Source organism: Streptomyces sp. NPDC049541, assembly GCF_044465725.1.
Classification (GTDB): domain Bacteria; phylum Actinomycetota; class Actinomycetes; order Streptomycetales; family Streptomycetaceae; genus Streptomyces.
The window spans coordinates 959,122-978,106 of sequence record NZ_JBITLY010000002.1 but is presented as its reverse complement, the minus strand read 5'-3'; the positions used below and the strand labels follow the sequence as shown (position 1 = coordinate 978,106).

The window sequence follows — 18,985 nt, the reverse complement described above, 5'->3', positions numbered from 1 at the left end:
GTCGCGCACCGGACCTCAGACATTGCCGAACAGCGAGTTCAGCCCCTCCTCGACGGCCGCGCCGATGTCCTCCTGCCCGGCCGCCACCACGGCGTACGTGCGCAGCAGGAACCGGCGCAGGGCGGCGGTGCCGAACTGGAGCAGGGCCAGGCCGTAGGGAGAGTGCAGCTCCATGACGGTACGGCCCTGTCCGCACGGCCAGATGTGCACGTCACCGGTACCGGCGGGATGGCGCAGTCCCTCTTCCAGCAGGGCCCGGCCGAAGGTCCAGGTGACAGCTGTGCCGTCCAGGGAGACCTCGGGCGGGAAGTGGAGGTGCACGGCCAGCGGGTCCGTGGCGGCATAGCGCAGCGTGGCGGGAACCGGGAGCTCCCGCTCGTCGGCGGTGATCAGACGGCCGCGGGCGGGCTGCTCGAGGGTGAGGTCCATGGTCGGTCTCCACTGCGGTCGGAGGTCGGCCGGATTTCCGGTGTGCTTGTACGACCCCGCAGGAGCCGTTTGCATTACGCGGAAGCGCTTGCCATTCTGTGTGACCTGCGTCACACGGTGAGGACTAGAACAATGAGGCGTCGAACGCACGGCTGAACGCGCATCCGAAATTCACAACAACCCTTCAAATCACGTACGCTGCCTACGACTTGACCAGTCCGCGACGTACGCCATTCGCACCGCACGACCACTCCGTGAAGACTGTGGCATATGCCAGAAGCACCACCGTATCGTGTGTTGCCAAATCCCTTACGGGGAGTCGCGGGCTGTGCCACAGTCGTAACGGTCCTTCAAGCCGCCTGCCCCGGTCGAACCGTCCCCGCATCGGAGTGCGTCATGCCGTCCCACCTCTCTGCGGATCACCCAGCCGCCCAGCCGCCAGGACGCGGCTCGGTCGAGGCTCTGATATCGCAGACGCGGCGACTCAAGGGCGATGTGGACGCCGTACGGCAGGACGCCCGCGGCGACGGTTCGGACCCCCAGGAGCGGTGGCAGCGCGCGCTGTGCGATCTGGCACTGCACCAACTCAGCGACCTCGACACCCACTTGGGGCAGCTGCGCGACGGACCGCCGCCCGTGCCCTCCGCGCCCCGGCACGACTCGCTGCTCAGCCGGGTCGGCAGCGCCGAGTGGAACCTGCTGACGGACGAGGCGACCTGGTCCGACGAGCTCTACCAGATCCTGGGCCGCGACCCCGTCACCCCCGCTCTCACCCTCGACGAACTGCCCTCCCTGGTACTGGACGAGGACCGCGCGAAGCTGACGGCGATGGTCACGGACTGCCTCGTCGACGCCAAGCCCATCGACGGCGAGTTCCGGATCGTGCGCCCGGACGACGAGGTGCGCACGGTGCACATGATGGGCGAGCCCGTGCTCGACACTGACGGCAGCACCGCCTCGATGTGGGCCGTACTGCGGGACGTCAGCGAACTGCGCCGCAGCCAGAAGGTGGTGAGCGAGACCCGTGACTCGCTGCAGCGCCACCAGCACCGCGCGCAGACCGAGCACCGGCTCGCGGTCGAGCTGCAGGAGGCCGTGCTGCCGCCATGGCGCGGTTCCCTGCGGCTCCCGCAGCAACGGCCCGAGACACTGGACCTGGCGGCGCACCATCTGCCGTCCTCGACCAGTGCGCTGATCGGCGGCGACTGGTACGACGCGCTGGAACTGCCCGACGGCCAGACCCTGCTCAGCGTCGGCGACCTCACCGGCCACGGCGTGGCCGTCGCCTCGGGCATGGCGACGCTGCTGGGCGCCGTGCGCGGCATGGCGATGGCCGGCACCGAGCCCGGGCAACTGATGGCCTGGCTGAACCAGTTACTCGATGCCACCGTGCAACCCGCCCTCGGCACCGCCGTCTGCTGCCGCTACCGCCCCGAGACCCGCACGCTCACCTGGGCACAGGCAGCACACCCTGCCCCGCTGCTGTTCCGCAACGGGACGGGGCGCAGGCTGCACGCACCGAACGGCGTCCTGCTCGGAGCGACCTCGCAGGCCTCCTACCAGCAGGCGGAAGAGACCCTCGAGCCGGGCGATCTGCTCCTGCTGCACACCGACGGGCTGGTGCCCGGGCGCAGGACTACGGAGACCGTGACCGGGGAGCAACTCCTCGACCTGGCCCCGCTCTTGGGCGAGGCAGCGACCGCGCAGGATTGCCTACGGATGGTCGTCGAGGAGTACGGCGAGGCCGACCGCGAGAACGATGCGTGCCTGCTCGTCGCCAAGGTGAGGTGAACCGCCCGGGTGACCCGGTGAGATGAAGCAGCGGCAGCTGCACAGGCCCCCTATGCCCGTGCGCTGTTGCCGCCCTTCGCCGTCCTGGGCAACGCGAGTTTGATCTCCTCCCGCAGCTCGTGGATCTTCGGGTAGCTGGAGTACTCGGCGGTGAGCCGGTACATCTGGCGCAGCCGGTCCCAGGTGCGGTGGGAGGAGTTGGATCCCATCGACATCAGAGCGAGGCGTGCATAGCGGTCGGCCTGTTCGGGGTCGTCGGCGATGAAGCAGGCCGACGCCATGGACAGGAAGTCGAAGATCTTCGACCGCTGCCGTCCGTCGACCCTGAGGGCCAGCGCCTTCTCCGCGTAGTGCTGGGCGTGCACGGCCGCTCCCGGTTCGTGCTCGGCCAGGGTGCGGTAGGCCAGGGCCTGCATCCCGTACAGATCCTCCTCCTTGAACATCTGCATCCAGCTCGGCGGCGGCACATCGCCCCGGTCGGAGACGAAGAGGTCCTCCGCCCGGCCGAGGGTGCGGCGCATCGCCTGGCCCTTGCCCATCGAGGCCTGCGCCCAGGCCTCGATGGTGTACAGCATCGCCCGGGTGCGCGGCAGCACCTCGTCGCCGGAGCCGGACTGGGCGAGCTTCATCAGGTCCAGTGCGTCGTCGGGCCGGCCCAGGTGCACCATCTGGCGCGCCGCCCGGGAAAGTGCCTCTCCGGCGCGGGGCCGGTCGCCGCCTTCTCTTGCTGCATGGGCGGCGATGACGAAGTACTTCTGAGCCGTCGGCTCCAGGCCGACGTCGTGCGACATCCAGCCCGCGAGGACGGCAAGATTGGCGGCGACGCCCCACAGGCGTCGCTGGAGATGGTCGGGGTGACGGTAGGCGAGCATGCCGCCCACCTCGTTGAGCTGGCCCACGACTGCCTTGCGCTGCAGCCCGCCGCCGCGGGCGGCGTCCCAGGCCCGGAACACCTCGACCGAACGCTCCAGTTCCTCGATCTCCTGCGACCCGATGGGAGCGGCCTCGTAGCGGTCGAACCCGGCGGGGTCGGCGTGCAGGGGATTGTCGAAGTCGGGAGCGTCGGCGGAGAGGGTCGGATCGGTGTGCAGCCAGTCGTGCATGGCGCTGCTGAGTGCGGATCCTGCGGTGAGCGCGACACCCGCGCCCACCAAGCCGCGTCGGTTGAGCATGAGGTCCATTCCCGTGAATTCGGTGAGGACCGCCGCGGTCCGCTCGGGCGCCCACGGCACACCGTCGGGATGTTCCACACTCCCGGCGTCCTGCCGTTTCCCCGCACGCCCGTGCCGGACCAGACCGAGGTCCTCGATGGTCACGACACGGCCGAGACGCTCGGTGAACAGAGCCGCCAGCACCCGCGGCACCGGATCGCGCGGGATCTCTCCCATGTCGATCCAACGCCGCACGCGGGAGGTGTCGGTCGACAGCTGGGGGTGGCCCATGGCCGCCGCCTGCCGGTTGACCAGCCTCGCGAGTTCACCCTTGGACCAGCCGGCCAGGCCGAACAGGTCCGCAAGGCGGGTGTTGGGTTGTCCGCTCACGTCAAGCCCCCAGGTTCTCGGCTGAGTTGACAGTAGCCCGGTGCAAGTTGCCGGGCGACTATTCGCCAGGGTTCGCCAGGGTTCGCCAGATGGTGTGCCACCGGGCATCGGGTGTCAGGTAGGAAAGCGCCACCCCGACCCGGTCGCCTTCTGGAACAAGGGATGCATTCCCCAGGGTGCACCCGGGGCGCCGGGCCGGGCAGCGCACTGTCGTCGCAGGCACACGAAGGGATCTGTTTCGCCCATGTACGCAGCATCGTCCTCCGTGTCCGCCCCGCCCCGGTCGCTGCATTCCCGCCCGGCGGGCAGCGGCCCCTACCTCGATCCCGCCGCGCGTCCGGCGGCCCCCGCGCTCGGCGCGGCCCGTCCGCGGCGCGTGCCGGGTCTCGGCACCCAACCGCTCAGCGGGAGACTCGACTTGTCCGGCCCCCAGGGCGCCCAGCTGCGGACGGCGATCGCGTCGGTGCACCGGATCTGTCCCGAGTTCGCTCCGGTGCAGGTGCTGCGCCGCAGCGGCCGGTCCGTGCTCCTGGTCGGTACGACGGGGCGCAGCACGGCCGTCGCCAAGTGTTTACTGGACCACTCCCCCGCATGGGCCGAGCGGATCCGACATGAAATAGCGGCATACCGCTCGTTCGTCCGGCACCGCCCTCCGGTGCGGGTGCCGAGGCTGATCGCGGCGGACCCGGACAACTGCACACTGGTCATCGAGCGGATGCCGGGACGGGTCGCGGCACTGCAGCGGCACCCGGCCGAGGCACCGCCGCGCGCGGACATCAGGGCGGCCCTCGGCGCGATCTGCCGGCTGAACGCCTGGCGGCCGCCGGCGGGCACCTTCGACGCCCCGCTCGACTACGCGGCCCGTATCTCGCGGTACCACGAGCTGGGGCTGCTCACCGACCGCGACATGGGCGACCTGCAGAAGCTGCTGCACGGCATCGCGCATTCGGCGGGCCGGCAGGGCATGGGCCAGTTCTGCCACGGCGACGCGCTGCTCTCGAACATCCTGCTCTCACCGGCCGGTCCAGTGCTGGTGGACTGGGAGCACGCGGGCTGGTACCTGCCGGGCTACGACCTGGCCACGCTGTGGTCGGTGCTCGGTGACGCGCCGGTGGCGCGCCGACAGATCAGCCAGATCGCGCAGTCGGCGGGCCCCGCCTCACGGGATGCGTTCCTGGTGAACCTGATGCTCGTGCTGACCCGTGAGATCCGCACCTACGAGACAGCCGTGCAGCGTTCGATGCACGACACGACCCCGGCGGCACCGGGAGTGGCCCACCCGGGTGCTGCGCCGTCCGGCGAGGAACAGCGGCTGCTGCTGAGGCGGCTGCACGACGACTGCCAGCTGGCCCGTCGGGCCGTACGCGCGGCGGTCGGCACTCGCTGACGGGGACGAAGGTCCGCGGTGCGCCCAGGACAGCGGCGTACCGCGGACCTTCGTATGTCCGCACCCGCGTGGCAGACCTTTCGGGGAAGCCTCCGCACAGGGCCATTGGTGTACGCCACTGACGCCCCGCAGGCCCGCACACCGCCGCCGGGAAACTCCTGCACGCTCGTGTTGACATGGGAAATCTCCTGCCTCTGGGCATGATTGACGGATCGTCGGCCAGCGGGTACCACTGACCCACCGCTCGGCCCTGCACGCCCCGCTACGCTCGTTCGTCCCAGGAGGCTGCATTGCGAGGATCTGCCACCGATCCCACGTCCGCGCCCGGCCACAGACGCGCCCGCAGAACCGCCGGCGCCCTCGCCGCGGCGGCCCTGCTGCTGCCGCTGCTCGGGGCGGCCCCGTCCGACGCCCGGCCCGCCGGGGACCGGCTGCAACAGGCGTTCGCCTCGGCGTCCGCCGAGTACCACGTGCCGCAGAGCGTGCTGCTGGGCGTGTCGTATCTGCAGTCCCGATGGGACGCGCACGGGGGCGCGCCGAGCGTGTCGGGCGGTTACGGCCCGATGCACCTCACCGATGCCCATACGGCGATCGCCCGCATCGCGCGCCACAGCGACGGCACGGGGGACGCCCGCGGGGACACGGCCCGCGCCGCCCTGCACCCGGACACGAAGGTGCCGGAGAACTCCGAACTCCCGCCCCGGCTCAAGACGTTGCCGAAGGCGGCCGGCCTGACCGGGCTGAGCGCCGAGCGGCTCCGTACGGACCCGGCCGCCAATGTGGCGGGCGGTGCCGCGCTGCTGGCCGCCGAGCAGAAGGAGCTGGGAGAGCCGCTCAGCGCGGACCCGGCGCAGTGGTACGGGGCGGTGGCCCGTTTCTCGGGCGCGGACGACACCGCGGCGGCGGCGGCCTACGCGAACGACGTGTACGAGGTGATGCGCACCGGCGAGCAGCGCACGACGGACGCCGGAGAGCACGTCGTGCTGACCGCCCAGCCGGATCTCGCCCCCGCCACCGCACAGCTGGAGAAGTCCGGTCTGCGCACCGTCTCCGCGGGCGGGACGGAATGCCCGAAGTCGGTGTCCTGCCAGTGGATCCCGGCGCCGTACGAGGAGTTCGGGAACAACGACTACGGCAACCACGACCTGGGAGACCGTCCCGCCTCGCAGAGCATCAGGTACATCGTCATCCATGACACCGAAGGCACCTGGGACGGGGTGCTGAAGCTGGTCCAGGACCCCACCTACGTGTCGTGGAACTACACCCTGCGTTCCACGGACGGCCTCATCGCCCAGCACGTCAAGGCCAAGGACGTGGCCTGGCACGCGGGCAACTGGTACATCAACGCCAAGTCGATCGGCCTGGAGCACGAGGGCTTCCTCGCCGCGCCCGACGCCTGGTACACGGAGGCGATGTACCGCGCCTCGGCGCGCCTGGTGCGGTACCTCGCCGCGAAGTACCGCATCCCGCTGAACCGGCAGCACATCCTCGGCCACGACAATGTGCCGGGCCCGACGACGTCGACCATCCCGGGCATGCACACCGACCCCGGCCCGTTCTGGGACTGGCGGCACTACTTCGAGCTGCTGGGCCACCCCTTCCGGAAGACCGCGGGCAAGAGCGGCGGGCTGGTGACGATCCGGCCCGACTACGATGCCAACCAGCCGGAGTACACGGGCTGCGTCACCAAGGACGAGCCCTGCGCGGCGCACGGCTCCAGCGAGGTGCGGCTGTACTCCGATCACGACGAGCACTCCGCCCTGATCAAGGACGTGGGTCTGCACAAGAACGCCGACTCGACGATCGACGTCAATGACGTGGGCTCCCGGGCGTCCACCGGCCAGCAGTTCGCGGTGGCTGGCCACTACCGGGACTGGACGGCGATCTGGTACCTGGGCCAGAAGGCGTGGTTCAAGAACCCCAGGAAGCACCCGACCGCGGTGGACGCGTCGGGTTACGTGGTCACCCCGAAGCCGGGTCTTGACAGCGTCCCGGTGTACGGGCGGGCCTACCCGGAGGTCTCGGCCTACCCGGCCGAGGTGCCCGCGCAGGCCGTGTCGCCGCTGCCGTACACACTGCCGAAGGGGCAGAAGTACGTGGTCGGCGACAAGGTGCCGGGCGAGTACTACTACGCGGTCACCTTCACCACCGACTCGCACCGGGTCGTGGTCGGCAAGGACCTGTACTACGAGATCCAGTTCGGACACCGGGTGGCGTTCGTACGGGCCGCGGACGTGCAGGTGGTGCGGTCCCGCCGGTAGCCGGTGTCAGCCCTGCTGGAACAGCTCCGCCGGGAGCGGCTTCAGCAGGGCGTACAGGTCGTCGGTGATGGGGCGGTCCCAGGCGGCGATGGTCACCAGGACGTTGTCACTGCGGTCGAACTGCACGCAGGAGATGCGGGTCTCGGAGAGCTTGAGGCGGCGCACGATCAGGAGGTTGTCGCCCTGCATGACCGGCATGTCCTCGACGCCGACGACGCTCACCTCCTCCTCGTTCTCGAGCGCGATCAGCAGCTGGGCCACCTCGAAGGGGATCTCGTCCTCTTCCGTCTCGCGGGCCGGGGAGCCCTCGGGCAGGTTGCCGATGATCATCGCGGGGCCGCGGCCGCCGAACAGGTCGTAGCGCAGGAAGACGCCCTGGCAGGTGCCGTCGGGGGCGGGCAGCAGGCCGGCGCCCAGATTGCCGGGCCAGTCGCCCGGGTCCATGGCCAGGACGTCGAAGTCGGGCCCGGCGGGGGTGGCGCTGCGGCGGCGGAGGAACGACATGTCGCCAATGGTACGTGGACGCTGCCGGTTGGTGGGGCGGGGGCGGTCCTCGTTCGGGTGCGGGTTGTGGAGGCTGATCGCGCCCGCGCGGCGGAGCCGCGTGTCGATGCGGCCCCGCACCCCAGGGCGGTTTCCTTCGAATCAAGCCCTCTCGGTGCCCGTGGTCAATAAGATCTCGGATCTGTCGGGCGGGCGACCGACGCTGAGCCCCCTTCGCGCTGACTGGGAGAAGCATGACGAGCAGGTTCACCGAGTTGACCGTTGACTGCCATGATCCGGAGAGGCTCGCGGCCTTCTGGTGCGAGGTCCTGGACTTCAAGGTGATCGACCGCAGCGAGGGCAAGGTCGAGATCGGCTCTTGGGTGCCGACCGTCGAGGAGATCCGGGCCCGCCAGATGCCTCCCACCCTGATGTTCATCCGTGTGCCCGAGGGCAAGACCGTCAAGAACCGGCTTCACCTCGACGTCAGCCCGATCGACGGCAGCACCGCGGACGAGGTGAACAGATTGCTGGGTCTCGGCGCCACCAGGGTGGACGTGGGCCAGGGCCCGGACCGGAACTGGGTGGTCATGGCTGACCCCGAGGGCAACGAGTTCGACGTTCTGCGCACCTTGGCACCGCAGGACTAGCCCTGAGGGGTTACCCCCGGCGTTGACTGTCCAGGGCCCAGCGCTGCGCCCAAGCCCGTGATCTCCGTGCCCATCTTTCGGTAGACGGCGGAGAGGAGGCGGACGACCGTTGGCATGTCCAGGTGCAGTTGCTCGGCGATCTCCGCCTCGGTGCAGCCCTCGGCGGCCAGGGTCGCGACCGTGCGTTCCCGGGACGTCAGGGTGTCCGTCTCGGTGCTGTGGAGGCGGCGGGGGCGGAGGCCCGCTGCGGCCAGTTCGTCGCGGGCTGCTTCGGCGAGACCGTCGGCGCTGCACTGGACGGCGGCGTCGAGGCCTCGGTAGAGGTGTTCGGCGGCGTCTCGGGGGCGGCCGGTGCGGCGGAGTTCGGTGCCCAGGGCGACGAGTGCGCAGGCGAGTTCGTAGGCGGCCGGGGAGCGTTCCAGGTGGGCGACGGACTCCTCCAGGTATTTGATGCGGGCCGAGCCGGAGGAGACCTCGGCTGCCGTGCGCAGGGCCTGGCCGATGGCGGAGGGGGTGCCGAACTGGCGGGCGCGGGCGAGCGCTTCGAGGGCGGTGGCGATCGCGCGTTCGGGGGTGTCGTGGCTCTCGGCGCGGGCGAGGTGCAGCTGCCAGGGGCACCAGGCGGGGTTGCGCATGCCGCGCGGTTCCAGGCGGCGGCCGGCGGCGGCCAGCTCCTCGGCGGCTTCCTTGGTGAGGCCGCGGGCGAGCAGGAGTTCGCCGTGCACGGTCTGGGCGTCGGGGAAGACGACGGCGGCCGGGAAGGGGGCCCCGAAGGAGTAGTCCTCGGCAACCTGCGCGGCCTCGGTGATGCGGCCGCGGGCGAGGAGGACCTCGATGAGGATGCCCACGGCGTACCAGTGGGCGGGGGTGCCGGGGCCGACCCGCTCGGCGAGCCTCAGGCCCGCCATGACGAAGTCCTGGGCCTCGGAGAGCCGGCCGCGGCGGTAGCGTACGTAGGCGAGGAGCGTGTAGGCGAAGGAGAGGTGGGCGCCGCGCCAGCCCTGGCGTTCGAAGTCGGCGATGCCTGCCGCGAACAGCTCTTCGGTCCGCCCGGGCCGGTCGGCGTACATGAAGGCGAGCGCGACCAGGACGGGCACCTCGAAGCCGCGGTCGGGTTCGGCCCAGCCGAGGCCGCCGGCCAGGGCGCGTTCGGCGTGGTGGAGGGCGACACGAGCGGGTTCGCCGCGCAGGACCGCGTCCCAGGTGCGCAGGCCGATGATGTAGCGCTCGGTGAGGTCGCGGCCGCTGAGGCGGTCGGCGAGCCTGGTCAGGCGGCGGGAGCGGGAGGGGTGGTCGGGTTCGTCGGCGCGGAAGGCGTCCCACATGAACTGTTCGGCGGTCATGCGCAGTTTGACGCGGGCGTCGTCGGTGACGCGGATCTCGCGGGCGAGGGTGTCGGAGGCCTCGGCGAGGCGGTCGCTGTGGGCGAGGACCTGGGAGAGCCGGTAGACGATGTGCTGACGCAGGTGGGCGTCGGCGATGGGTTCTTCCAGGGCGGCCCGCAGGTGGTTGACGGTGGTGGCGGGTTCGGTGAGCAGGGAGGCGGAGCCCAGTTCGTAGAGGACGGCGGCGCGGTCCTCGTAGGGCGGGGGTTCGCGCAGGGCGCGGGCGAGGTAGCTGCGGGCGGCGTCGGGGGCGCCGGCGCGGAGGGTCTCCTCGGCTGCGGCGCGCAGTTGCTGGACGACCCAGTTGTCGCCGTCGGGGTGGGTCTCCAGGAGGTGCCGGGCTGCGGCGGAGGGCCCCTGTCCTTCGTTGATCACACACCAGGCGGCCTGGCCGTGCAGGGCGACGCGGACGCCGGGCGGGATGGCCCGGTAGACGGCGGTGGCGATGAGCGGGTGGACGAACTCGAGGGTCCCGGCGCCGGTGAGGATGCGGGCACCGCGCAGGGCGTCGGCGGCGTCGGCGGCCTCCTCCTGGCCGAGTCCCGCGACGGCGGCGGCGAGCAGCGGATGGATCTCGGTGCCGAGGACGGCACAGGCCCAGGCGAAGCGCACGGTGGAGGTGCCCAGGCGTTCGAGGCGGGCGACGAGACCGCTGCCCTTGACCGCGGCGGCGAGGTCGCGCAGCAGATGGGCGCCGGTCTCGGTCGGGGTGAGGCCGCGGTCGCGCACCTTGGCGACGAGCTCCACCGTCTCGAACGGGTTGCCGGCGGTGACGGCCCAGCACTCACGGCAGAACGCGTCGTCCGCGTGCGCGCCGAGCGTTTCCCGTACGAGCCGGGCGACGGCGGGGGCGCTCAGCGGCTCCAGGTCGAGGGGGCGGCCGCCCGCGCGCCCCGGTAGTCCCTTGAACGACTCGGCGTGGTCGGGGAGTTCCTCGGGCCGGTAGGCGACGACGACCAGCAGCGGGAGCTGTTCGGCGCGGGGCGCGAACGCGGCGAGCCAGCGCAGGGATTCGGGGTCGGCCCAGTGGGCGTCGTCGAGGACGAGGACCATCGGGGCGCGCAGCACGGCGAGATGGGTGAGCACCCAGTCGAGGCCGTCGCGCAGGCCCTGCTGGTCGGGTGGGGCGCCGTCGGTCGGGGCGCACAGGCCGAGGGCGGGGCCGACGATGTCGTACCAACTGCCCAGCGAGGCCCGCAGATCGGTCTCCGCGGACCCCGCCAGCTGGGGCTGCAGCAGCTGGCGGGCGACATGGAAGGCGACACGCTGTTCCTGGTCGCCGCCGCGGGCCGACAGCACGGTGCAGCCGTGGGCGGTGGCGCGCCGGCGGACCTCGGCGAGGAGGGTGGTCTTGCCGATGCCGGCGCGCCCGGCGAAGGCGAGAAGGGCGCCGCGGGGGCGGTCGGACGGCTCGGCGCCGTCCCTGCGCAGCCCGGTGAGCTCTCCCAACGCCTCGTCCACTGCGGCGAGTTCACTTTCGCGCTCGAAGATGGTGCGGCTGCTCCGCACGCTGCGCTGCCCCATGGCATACCCCCTGCCACGGTGGTGCGCCCGCGCGGGGAGCGGGCGCGCTCCGTGACCTACAGGCACCTCAGCGTACGCCTTGCGGGGGGCGCGCGACCCGGTCTGTGGATTTCTGACCGAACCGCTTCAGGGGCTGAATCCCGGGCGGTGGCGTCTGCCCTGAACACCGAGGCATCTCCATGCGTATCCCCCATAGAGGGTCTCTCGTGACATAAGCGAACAAGCCCGACGGGTGGCGGGCAGACCCGGAAGGGGATGAGCCACATGGCACTCACGGCACGCAAGGTCCGTACGACGCGTACGGCACTCGGGGTCACCGCGTCGGCGTTCGCCGCCGCTCTCGTTCTGGCCGCCTGCTCGAGCGGTGGCGGGGGAGGTGGCTCGGATTCCTCCGGCGCCTCCTCCGGCACGGGCAAGGCCTCGGGGACCCGGGTGACGGTCACGGAGACCGAGTACGGGCTGAAACTGTCCCGGTCGTCGTTCACACCGGGCACCTACACCTTCGTCGCCGACAACAAGGGCAAGATCACGCACGCCCTGTCCATCGACGGCCCCGGCGTGGAGGACGCCAGGACCAAGAACGTCCAGGGTGGCCAGGAGTCGAACGTGACGGTGACCCTCAAGAAGGGTTCGTACGACTTGTACTGTCCCATCCCTGGTCACAAGCAGCTCGGGATGAACACGCACATCCAGGTCGGCTGAGCCGTCACGTTCCTTGGCCGGTCTTGTGCCGGCTTGCACCACTGCTGGCGCGGGTGCTCCTTGAGGAAGCAGCGCACGCAGCGCGGCGCGTGGCAGGCGCGCAGCCGTTGCCGGTCGGGGCCGGCGAGGAAGGCGATCACGGCCTGCGCGAGAGTCGCGGTGAGGTCGTGCGCGCCGTCGGCCGCCCTTGTTCGGACGACAGGGTCGGCGCCCTCCGGCCAGTGGAGCGCGGGGGCGGTCGGGGCGCGGGCGGCCGCGCCGCCGAGGCGTGCGACGGCTTCGGCCACGGGCCGCGGCGGCGGGGCGAACAGCGTGGGCGAAGAGGGCACGGACGGCCGCCCGCAGGCGGTGTACAGCGGTGAGGCTCGCCCGGTCGGCGGCCAAGGCAGCGGCGTCCGGCACGGTGTCGGGGGTGGGCGCGGACCCAGGTGGTGAGACCCGCGAGGTCCGCCAGGTCGTCGGCGGCGCCGCAGAGGGCGAGGTCGAGAGCGAGGCGGGTGTCCCTCGTGAGCGTGGCGGACCTGCGTCGGCTGCCGCGCGGGCTCGAGGCGTTCACGGGCGAGCTGCCGCGGGGGGCTCCGGCCGCATGCGATGACACCTCGACGGCCGGCGCGAACGGGGGTCCGACGGCTCGGACGCTGATCCTCTAGGGCGTGGGGCCCCAGGGCCGGCAAGGGCGTGGGGCCCGAGGGCCGGCAAGGGCGTGGGGCCCGAGGGCCGGCAAGGACATGGGGCTCGACGGCCGGCGAAGGCGTGGGGCCCAAGGGCCGGCAGTTCGCGTCGGACGGCGGTAGTGTCAAGGCCTGCGCCCTCGCCGTGCGGCCCTTCGCGGCCCTCACCTTCTCCTGGCCGCAGCAGGCCGTCAGGCCCGGGTCCGCGGAGGTGTCCCGGCCACGAGGCGCGGGGACGGTGCGCCGACCTCCTCGCCCGGGGTGCAGGGGCCCGTGCGGAAGCGCTGCTTGGGCGCACAGCGACCGGTGGCGTCGGCACAGCAGCTGCTGCGGCCGTGGACCATGCCGACGCTCACGGCAGCGCCCTCAAGGGGCGCGGGGAACTGCGCGACAAGCCCCCACGTACCTGCACCGCACCCGCACCCCGCCGACGGCCAAATGCCACCGCGGGACCAACCCGGCGCCGCCCTCACTCCTCCCCCATGACCGGCGGTACCACCGCCACCGGGGCCGCCGCGTGCAGCAGGACCGCCTGGGCGACCGAGCCCATCATGCGGGCGGGGGCCAGCAGACGGCGGCGGTGGCGGCCCACGACGACCAGCCTGGCGTCCTTGGAGGCTGCGACCAGCTGACCTGCCGCATCGCCCGGCATCGCGTAGGTGTCGACGGGGACGTCGGGGTGTCTTGAGCGGTGCGGGGTGAGGAAGCCCTCGGCGAGGGTCCAGGTCTGGCTCTCGATGGCGTGCTGGTCGATCAACGGCGGGGTCAGTTCGCCGGGGGTGGTCCAGGTCTGCACGGGCCACATGTACGCGGCGACCACATGGAGGCGGGCGCCGCGCAGCCCGGCCTCGGTGAAGGCGAAGGCGAGCGTCGCCTCGTCGGGGCTGTCCACCTGCAGTCCGACGACCACGCGCGGACCGGACTCGACCGGTACGTCGCCGTGCACCTCACGGCCGGGTCGTGGCACCACCACGACCGGGCACTCGGCGTCGCGGGCGGCGGCCATGCCGTTGGAGCCGAGCAGCAGACTGGCGAAGCCGCCGCGCCCCCGGGAGCCGAGCACCAACAGCTGGGCGCCGGTGCCGAGTTCGGGCAGGAGGGCGCCCGGCACCCCCTCAAGGCCGTGGTACTCCACGGCCGGCAGGTCGGTCCGCCCCTTCAGATACGTGCGCACCTGACCGAGCACCGGGTCGTCGCCCGGCTCCGGCGGCCCGGCGGCAAGGATGTCGGGCTGCGCCCAGGCGGCGTACTGCCGTACATGGACCACCCGCAGCGGCACCGCGCGCCGGCGTGCGTCGTCGAGAGCCCAGTCCAGGGCGCGCAGGCTGTCGGCCGAACCGTCGACCGCCGCGATGACCGGCAGGGTGCTGCTCATGGGTTCCTCATCTCCGGGAGACGGCCGTCCCTTCCCGGGGCCAGCCTCGCTCAGGCATCGGCCCGGGAAGGGCGCTCAAGGTCGCGTGTCCGCAAAGACGGGTGGAACACCCCCGGATCGGCCCGTCGGCTCAGCCGTACGGACGCCGGGTCACGTCAGGTCGAACTCTCCTTCCCGCGCCCCCGACACGAACGCGCCCCATTCCGCGGGCGTGAAGATCAGGGAAGGGCTTTCCGGGCGGCCGCTGTTGCGCATCGCGATGAATCCCTCGACAAAGGCGATCTGGACATCCCCCAGGCCACGGCTGCTCGAGTGCCAATCGGCGTTGCTCAGGTCCAGCTCAGGCTTGTCCCAGCCCGCAAGCGGGTGCTGCTGGATGGTGCTCTCGGCCACGTCCGTGCTCCTCCCGATTCGTCGTCCGCGGCCAGCCTAGCGATCGGTTTCTGATGCCGACAGGCCACGTGAGGGGGACCTTTCCGGAGACTTTCACGACTCCGGCGGTTCGCTCCCCACGAGCCACATCGAGAAGAACTGCGATCCGCCCCCGTAGGCGTGCCCGAGGACCCTCCGGGCCCCTTCCACCTGGTGTTCTCCGGCCTGTCCGCGCACCTGGAGCGCCGCCTCGGCAAAGCGGATCATGCCGGAGGCGCCGATGGGATTGGTCGACAGGACGCCGCCCGACATGTTGACGGGCAGGTCCCCGTCCAGCTCGGTCACCCCGGACTCGGTGAGTTTCCAGCCCTCGCCCTCCTCGGCGAAGCCGAGGTTCTCCAGCCACATGGGCTCGTACCAGGAGAACGGCACATAGATCTCGACGGCGTCGATGTCGCGGCGCGGGTCGGCGATCCCGGCCTGCCGGTACACGTCGGCGGCACAGTCCCTGCCGGCCTGCGGCGACACGGCGTCCTTGCCGGCGAACAGGGTGGGCTCGCTGCGCATGGCGCCGCCCAGCATCCACGCGGGCGGCCGGGGCGCGCGGGCGGCGCCGACCCGGTCCGTCAGCACCATGGCGCAGGCGCCGTCGGAGGAGGGGCAGGTCTCGGAGTAGCGGATCGGGTCCCACAGCATGGGTGAGGCCTGGACCTTCTCCAGGGTGATGTCGTGCTCGTGGAGGTGGGCGTACGGGTTCTTCAGGGCGTTGCGCCGGTCCTTGTACGCCACCAGGGAGCCGACCGTGTCGGGCGCGCCGGTGCGTCGCATGTACGCGCGCACATGCGGGGCGAAGAAGCCGCCTGCCCCGGCGAGCAGCGGCTGCTGGAAGGGGATCGGCAGGGACAGGCCCCACATGGCGTTGGACTCGGACTGTTTCTCGAAGGCCAGGGTCAGCACGGTGCCGTGGACGCGGGCCGCGACCAGGTTGGCGGCGACGAGCGCGGTCGAGCCGCCGACGGATCCGGCGGTGTGCACCCGCAGCATCGGTTTGCCCACCGCGCCGAGCGCGTCGGCGAGGTACAGCTCGGGCATCATCACGCCCTCGAAGAAGTCGGGCGCCTTGCCGATGACGACGGCGTCGATGTCGGCCCAGGTCAACTCGGCGTCGTCGAGGGCACGTCGGGCCGCCTCTCGCACAAGCCCGGCGATCGACACGTCCCGCCTCGCGGCCACGTGCTTGGTCTGGCCGATGCCTACGACGGCCACGGGCTCCTTGCTCATCGCGCATCCCCTTCGAGTACGGCGACCAGGTTCTGTTGCAGACAGGGCCCGGAGGTGGCGTGGGCGAGCGCCCGGTCGGACTCGCCCCGGTGGATGCCGGCGGCGGCCTCACCGATGCGGATGAGCCCGGCGGCCATGATCGGGTTGGCGGCGAGGGCCCCGCCGGACGGGTTGACCCGCACGTCGTCGCCGAGCCGCAGTGCCTTGCGCAGCACGACCTCCTGCGAGGTGAAGGGTGCGTGCAACTCGGCGGTGTCGACGGGCCGTTCGAAGGCGCCGGCCTTCTCGGCGGCCGACCGGGTGGAGGGCGAGTCGGTCAGGTCGCGGACACCGAGGCCGTGGGCTTCGATGCGGTGGTCGATGCCGCGGATCCACGCGGGCCGTTCGCACAGCTGACGGGCCCGCTCCCCCGCCGCGAGGATCACGGCGACCGCGCCGTCGCCGATCGGCGGGCAGTCACCGGTACGCAGGGGCCGTACGAGGTAGTCCCCTTGCGGCACCGAACCCCGCAGCTGGGCATGGGGGTTGGCGGCGGCGTCCGCACGGCTGCGGGCCGCGACGGCGGCGAGCGCGGGTTCGTCGGTGTCGCCCGCGTCGATCAGGGCCTGCGCCTGAAGGGCTGCCAGGGTGACGGAGTCGGGCCACAGGGGGGCTACGTAGTACGGGTCGAGCTGTCGCGTCAGGACGTCGCGCACGAAGCCGGGCGAGGACTTGCCGTACGAGTAGACGAGGGCGGTGTCGGCGTCCCCGGTGAGGAGTTTCGTCCATGCCTCGTACAGGGCCCAGGCGCCGTCCATCTCCACGTGCGACTCGGAGATCGGCGGCCAGGCGCCGACGCCGTCGAGGGCGAGGGTGAAGGAGAACGCGCGCCCGGCCAGGTAGTCGCTGGAGCCGGAGCAGGTGAAGCCGATGTCGGCGGTCTTCAGACCGGTCTGGTCGAGGACGTCGTGCAGCACCGGCATGAGCATCTCCACCTCGGAGAGTTCCTCGCTGGTGCGGCGGTGGTCGGTCTGGGCGAAGGCCACCAGTGCTATGTCACGCATCACAGCAGCTCCTTGTACGTCTCGTACTCCGCGTCGGGTTCGCCGGTGGGCCGGTAGTGGTCGGGGTAGCGGGCCCCTTCGGTCCACACCGGTTCGACGCGCAGGCCCATGCGCACCTGGTCGTAGGGGATGCCGCCGATCCGGCCGTGCAGCGCGAGGCCGGCGCCGTCGAGGGCGATGTGGGCGTAGACGTAGGGGACTTCGATGTCCAGGTTCTTCGCCTTGATGTTGACGATGCAGAAGGTGGTGACCGTGCCGCGCGGCCCCACCTCGACCTGTTCCGACGTGGCGACGCCGCAGGTGGGGCAGGCGCCCCTGGGCGGCACGTAGACCTTGCGGCAGGAGGGGCAGCGTTCGCCGACGGTCCGCCGCTCGGAGAGGGCGTTGATGTAGGCGGTCTGGGCGCGGCCGGGCGAGTACGTGTAGTCGAGGCGGGCGTGGGCGACGATGCCGCTGATCGCGTCCTCGAACTGGCCGCTGTGACCCTCCGGTCGGACCGGTTCGCCGTGGTACGGCTCGAAGCAGGCGATGTCGGTGATGGCGCCCTCGCGTGCTTCGGCCCAGCGGATGCGGACGCGCAGGCCGGTGTGCACGGCGTCCGGTGCGGGGACGTCGAGGGCGTGCAGAAGGGCGGTGTCGGCGCCGTCGAGGCGGACCAGGACCCAGGCGAAGGGGGTGTCGAGGGGCTGGCCGCGGCGGGGGTCGTGGTTCCAGGCCCAGGTGGTGACCGTGCCGGTGGGGGCGACCTCCACCAGGTCGCGGATCTCCTCGGCGGTGACGGGGTCGTACTCGACGGGCGGGACCAGGACACGGTTGTCACCGGTCCTCACCCCGAGGACGACACGCTCACGCAGTCCCGTCAGAAAGGCACTCTGGACCGGTCCGAGGGAGCGGGTGAAGGGGAATTCAACGGCGAGGGGAGCCTTGAGGACTTCGGTCACCGGGCCTACCTCCTTGAGAGAACGACGGTCAGGACGCGCCCCTTCAGGGGCGCGGGGCTGTGACATGTGCGGCTCCGCCGCGATGGGGGTCCCCCCGCTCGAGCGAAGTCGAGAGTGGGGGAGCGACCAGCCTCATCCGGCCCGCAGTCTCCAAACCGGCCTGAGCCGGCGCAGCACTACGCGCGCCTGTAAACGGGCAGCCGTTTCTCCGCAAAGGCACGCGCCCCCTCCTTGGCATCGGCCGTGTCGAAGACCGGCCAACCCCGCTTGAGTTCGGAGGCGAGCCCGTCCGTCTCCGTCATCTCGGCGGTCTCGTAGACGGACGCCTTGACGGCCTCCACGGCGAGCGGACCGCAGGCGTTGATCTGTTCGGCGATCTCCAGGGCCTTGGCGAGGGCGGTGCCGTCGGGCACGACGTGGCCGATCAGGCCGATGTCGGCGGCCTCCTGGGCTGTGTAGGGGCGCCCCGTGAGCAGCATCTCCAGGGCATGGGTGCGCGGGATCTGCCGCTGCAGCCGCACCGTCGAACCGCCGATCGGGAACAGCCCCCGCTTGACCTCGAAGAGCCCGAACGTCGCCGACTCCCCCGCGACCCGGATGTCGGTGCCCTGCAGGATCTCCGTGCCGCCCGCCACGCAGTAGCCCTCGACGGCGGCGATCACCGGTTTGCGGGGGCGGTGGTGGCGCAGCATCGCCTTCCAGTGCAGGTCCGGGTCGGCCTTGAGGCGGTCCCGGTGCTGCTCGCCCTCCATGCCCTGGCCGGCGAGGGCCTTGAGGTCCATGCCGGCGCAGAACGCACCGCCCGCGCCGGTCAGCACGACCGAGCGGACGGAGTCGTCCTCGTCGGCCTCGATCCAGCCGTCGTACAGACCGACGAGCATGGACAGCGAGAGCGCGTTCTTGGCGTCCGGCCTGTTGAGCGTGAGCACCAGTGTGGCGCCTTCGCGCTGCACGGTGAGGTGTTCGGTCCCACCCATCACCCATCTCCCCTCTCAAAGAACGAGAACAGGTTGCAGTAGGCGGGGAGCCACTTCAAGGGTTTTCTGACAGGCAGTCAGATTTCTTCGCGCGGACCCTTCACAGTTGCCGTCCCCTTTGCTCTGATGACCGGCGAACCGACGGATGCGCCTTTCTTCGTCATGGCTGTTG

General features: G+C 71.5%; 16 protein-coding genes. 5 read left to right on the top strand and 11 right to left on the bottom strand.

Features of this window, described 5'->3' with window-relative positions:
* Window positions 1-15: 15 nt before the first annotated feature.
* Window positions 16-429: an SsgA family sporulation/cell division regulator gene (locus ACIBW9_RS11575; RefSeq protein WP_398953673.1), complete on the bottom strand. Its 414-nt coding sequence runs from the start codon at window positions 427-429 to the stop codon at window positions 16-18.
* Between the two features lie 396 nt (window positions 430-825).
* Here ACIBW9_RS11575 and ACIBW9_RS11570 point away from each other — a divergent pair, with 396 nt between their 5' ends.
* On the top strand, window positions 826-2,220 hold the full coding sequence (locus ACIBW9_RS11570; protein ID WP_398953670.1) for a PP2C family protein-serine/threonine phosphatase: 1,395 nt from the start codon (window positions 826-828) through the stop codon (window positions 2,218-2,220).
* Window positions 2,221-2,270: 50 nt separating this feature from the next.
* On the opposite strand, the gene ACIBW9_RS11565 is transcribed toward ACIBW9_RS11570, so the two are convergent.
* Complete coding sequence (locus ACIBW9_RS11565; RefSeq protein WP_351476676.1) at window positions 2,271-3,761, bottom strand: hypothetical protein; 1,491 nt, start codon at window positions 3,759-3,761, stop codon at window positions 2,271-2,273.
* Window positions 3,762-4,005: 244 nt separating this feature from the next.
* Between ACIBW9_RS11565 and ACIBW9_RS11560 the strand changes: the two genes are divergently transcribed.
* Window positions 4,006-5,148 (top strand): aminoglycoside phosphotransferase family protein, encoded by a 1,143-nt coding sequence (locus ACIBW9_RS11560; RefSeq protein WP_398953667.1) that lies wholly within the window; start codon window positions 4,006-4,008, stop codon window positions 5,146-5,148.
* Between the two features lie 290 nt (window positions 5,149-5,438).
* Window positions 5,439-7,409: an N-acetylmuramoyl-L-alanine amidase gene (locus ACIBW9_RS11555; protein WP_398953665.1), complete on the top strand. Its 1,971-nt coding sequence runs from the start codon at window positions 5,439-5,441 to the stop codon at window positions 7,407-7,409.
* A 6-nt stretch (window positions 7,410-7,415) separates the two neighbouring features.
* Here ACIBW9_RS11555 and ACIBW9_RS11550 read toward each other — a convergent pair whose 3' ends face one another.
* A complete protein-coding gene (locus ACIBW9_RS11550) occupies window positions 7,416-7,913 on the bottom strand; it encodes a hypothetical protein (RefSeq protein ID WP_398953663.1) in 498 nt (165 codons plus the stop codon).
* A gap of 233 nt (window positions 7,914-8,146) precedes the next feature.
* Between ACIBW9_RS11550 and ACIBW9_RS11545 the strand changes: the two genes are divergently transcribed.
* The gene (locus tag ACIBW9_RS11545) at window positions 8,147-8,542 is read left to right on the top strand and encodes a VOC family protein (protein ID WP_398953661.1); all 396 of its coding nucleotides are present in this window, start codon (window positions 8,147-8,149) and stop codon (window positions 8,540-8,542) included.
* Here the strand turns inward: ACIBW9_RS11545 and ACIBW9_RS11540 are convergent.
* Window positions 8,539-11,451 carry an ATP-binding protein gene (locus tag ACIBW9_RS11540; RefSeq protein WP_398953659.1) on the bottom strand — a complete coding sequence of 971 codons (2,913 nt, stop codon included), beginning with the start codon at window positions 11,449-11,451 and terminating at the stop codon, window positions 8,539-8,541. The two genes, ACIBW9_RS11545 and ACIBW9_RS11540, sit on opposite strands and share 4 nt — an antisense overlap.
* A 264-nt stretch (window positions 11,452-11,715) precedes the next feature.
* On the opposite strand from ACIBW9_RS11540, the gene ACIBW9_RS11535 reads away from it, so the two are divergent.
* Window positions 11,716-12,153: a plastocyanin/azurin family copper-binding protein gene (locus ACIBW9_RS11535; protein WP_398953656.1), complete on the top strand. Its 438-nt coding sequence runs from the start codon at window positions 11,716-11,718 to the stop codon at window positions 12,151-12,153.
* Here the strand turns inward: ACIBW9_RS11535 and ACIBW9_RS11530 are convergent.
* From ACIBW9_RS11530 to ACIBW9_RS11500, 7 genes are all read right to left on the bottom strand, one after another.
* The gene (locus tag ACIBW9_RS11530; protein ID WP_398953654.1) at window positions 12,111-12,482 is read right to left on the bottom strand and encodes a hypothetical protein; all 372 of its coding nucleotides are present in this window, start codon (window positions 12,480-12,482) and stop codon (window positions 12,111-12,113) included. The genes ACIBW9_RS11535 and ACIBW9_RS11530 overlap by 43 nt on opposite strands.
* A gap of 811 nt (window positions 12,483-13,293) precedes the next feature.
* Window positions 13,294-14,199: a universal stress protein gene (locus tag ACIBW9_RS11525; protein ID WP_398953652.1), complete on the bottom strand. Its 906-nt coding sequence runs from the start codon at window positions 14,197-14,199 to the stop codon at window positions 13,294-13,296.
* A 150-nt stretch (window positions 14,200-14,349) separates the two neighbouring features.
* Window positions 14,350-14,592 (bottom strand): DUF397 domain-containing protein, encoded by a 243-nt coding sequence (locus tag ACIBW9_RS11520; RefSeq protein ID WP_151478766.1) that lies wholly within the window; start codon window positions 14,590-14,592, stop codon window positions 14,350-14,352.
* Between the two features lie 93 nt (window positions 14,593-14,685).
* Window positions 14,686-15,852: a thiolase domain-containing protein gene (locus ACIBW9_RS11515; RefSeq protein ID WP_398953650.1), complete on the bottom strand. Its 1,167-nt coding sequence runs from the start codon at window positions 15,850-15,852 to the stop codon at window positions 14,686-14,688.
* Window positions 15,849-16,895, bottom strand: a complete 1,047-nt coding sequence (locus ACIBW9_RS11510; protein WP_398953648.1) for a thiolase domain-containing protein — start codon at window positions 16,893-16,895, stop codon at window positions 15,849-15,851. Before ACIBW9_RS11510 ends, ACIBW9_RS11515 begins: the two co-directional genes overlap by 4 nt.
* A complete protein-coding gene (locus ACIBW9_RS11505; RefSeq protein WP_398953646.1) occupies window positions 16,895-17,836 on the bottom strand; it encodes a Zn-ribbon domain-containing OB-fold protein in 942 nt (313 codons plus the stop codon). The genes ACIBW9_RS11510 and ACIBW9_RS11505 overlap by 1 nt, the downstream gene beginning before the upstream one ends.
* 176 nt (window positions 17,837-18,012) lie before the next feature.
* A complete protein-coding gene (locus tag ACIBW9_RS11500; protein ID WP_398953643.1) occupies window positions 18,013-18,813 on the bottom strand; it encodes a crotonase/enoyl-CoA hydratase family protein in 801 nt (266 codons plus the stop codon).
* Window positions 18,814-18,985: the final 172 nt, after the last annotated feature.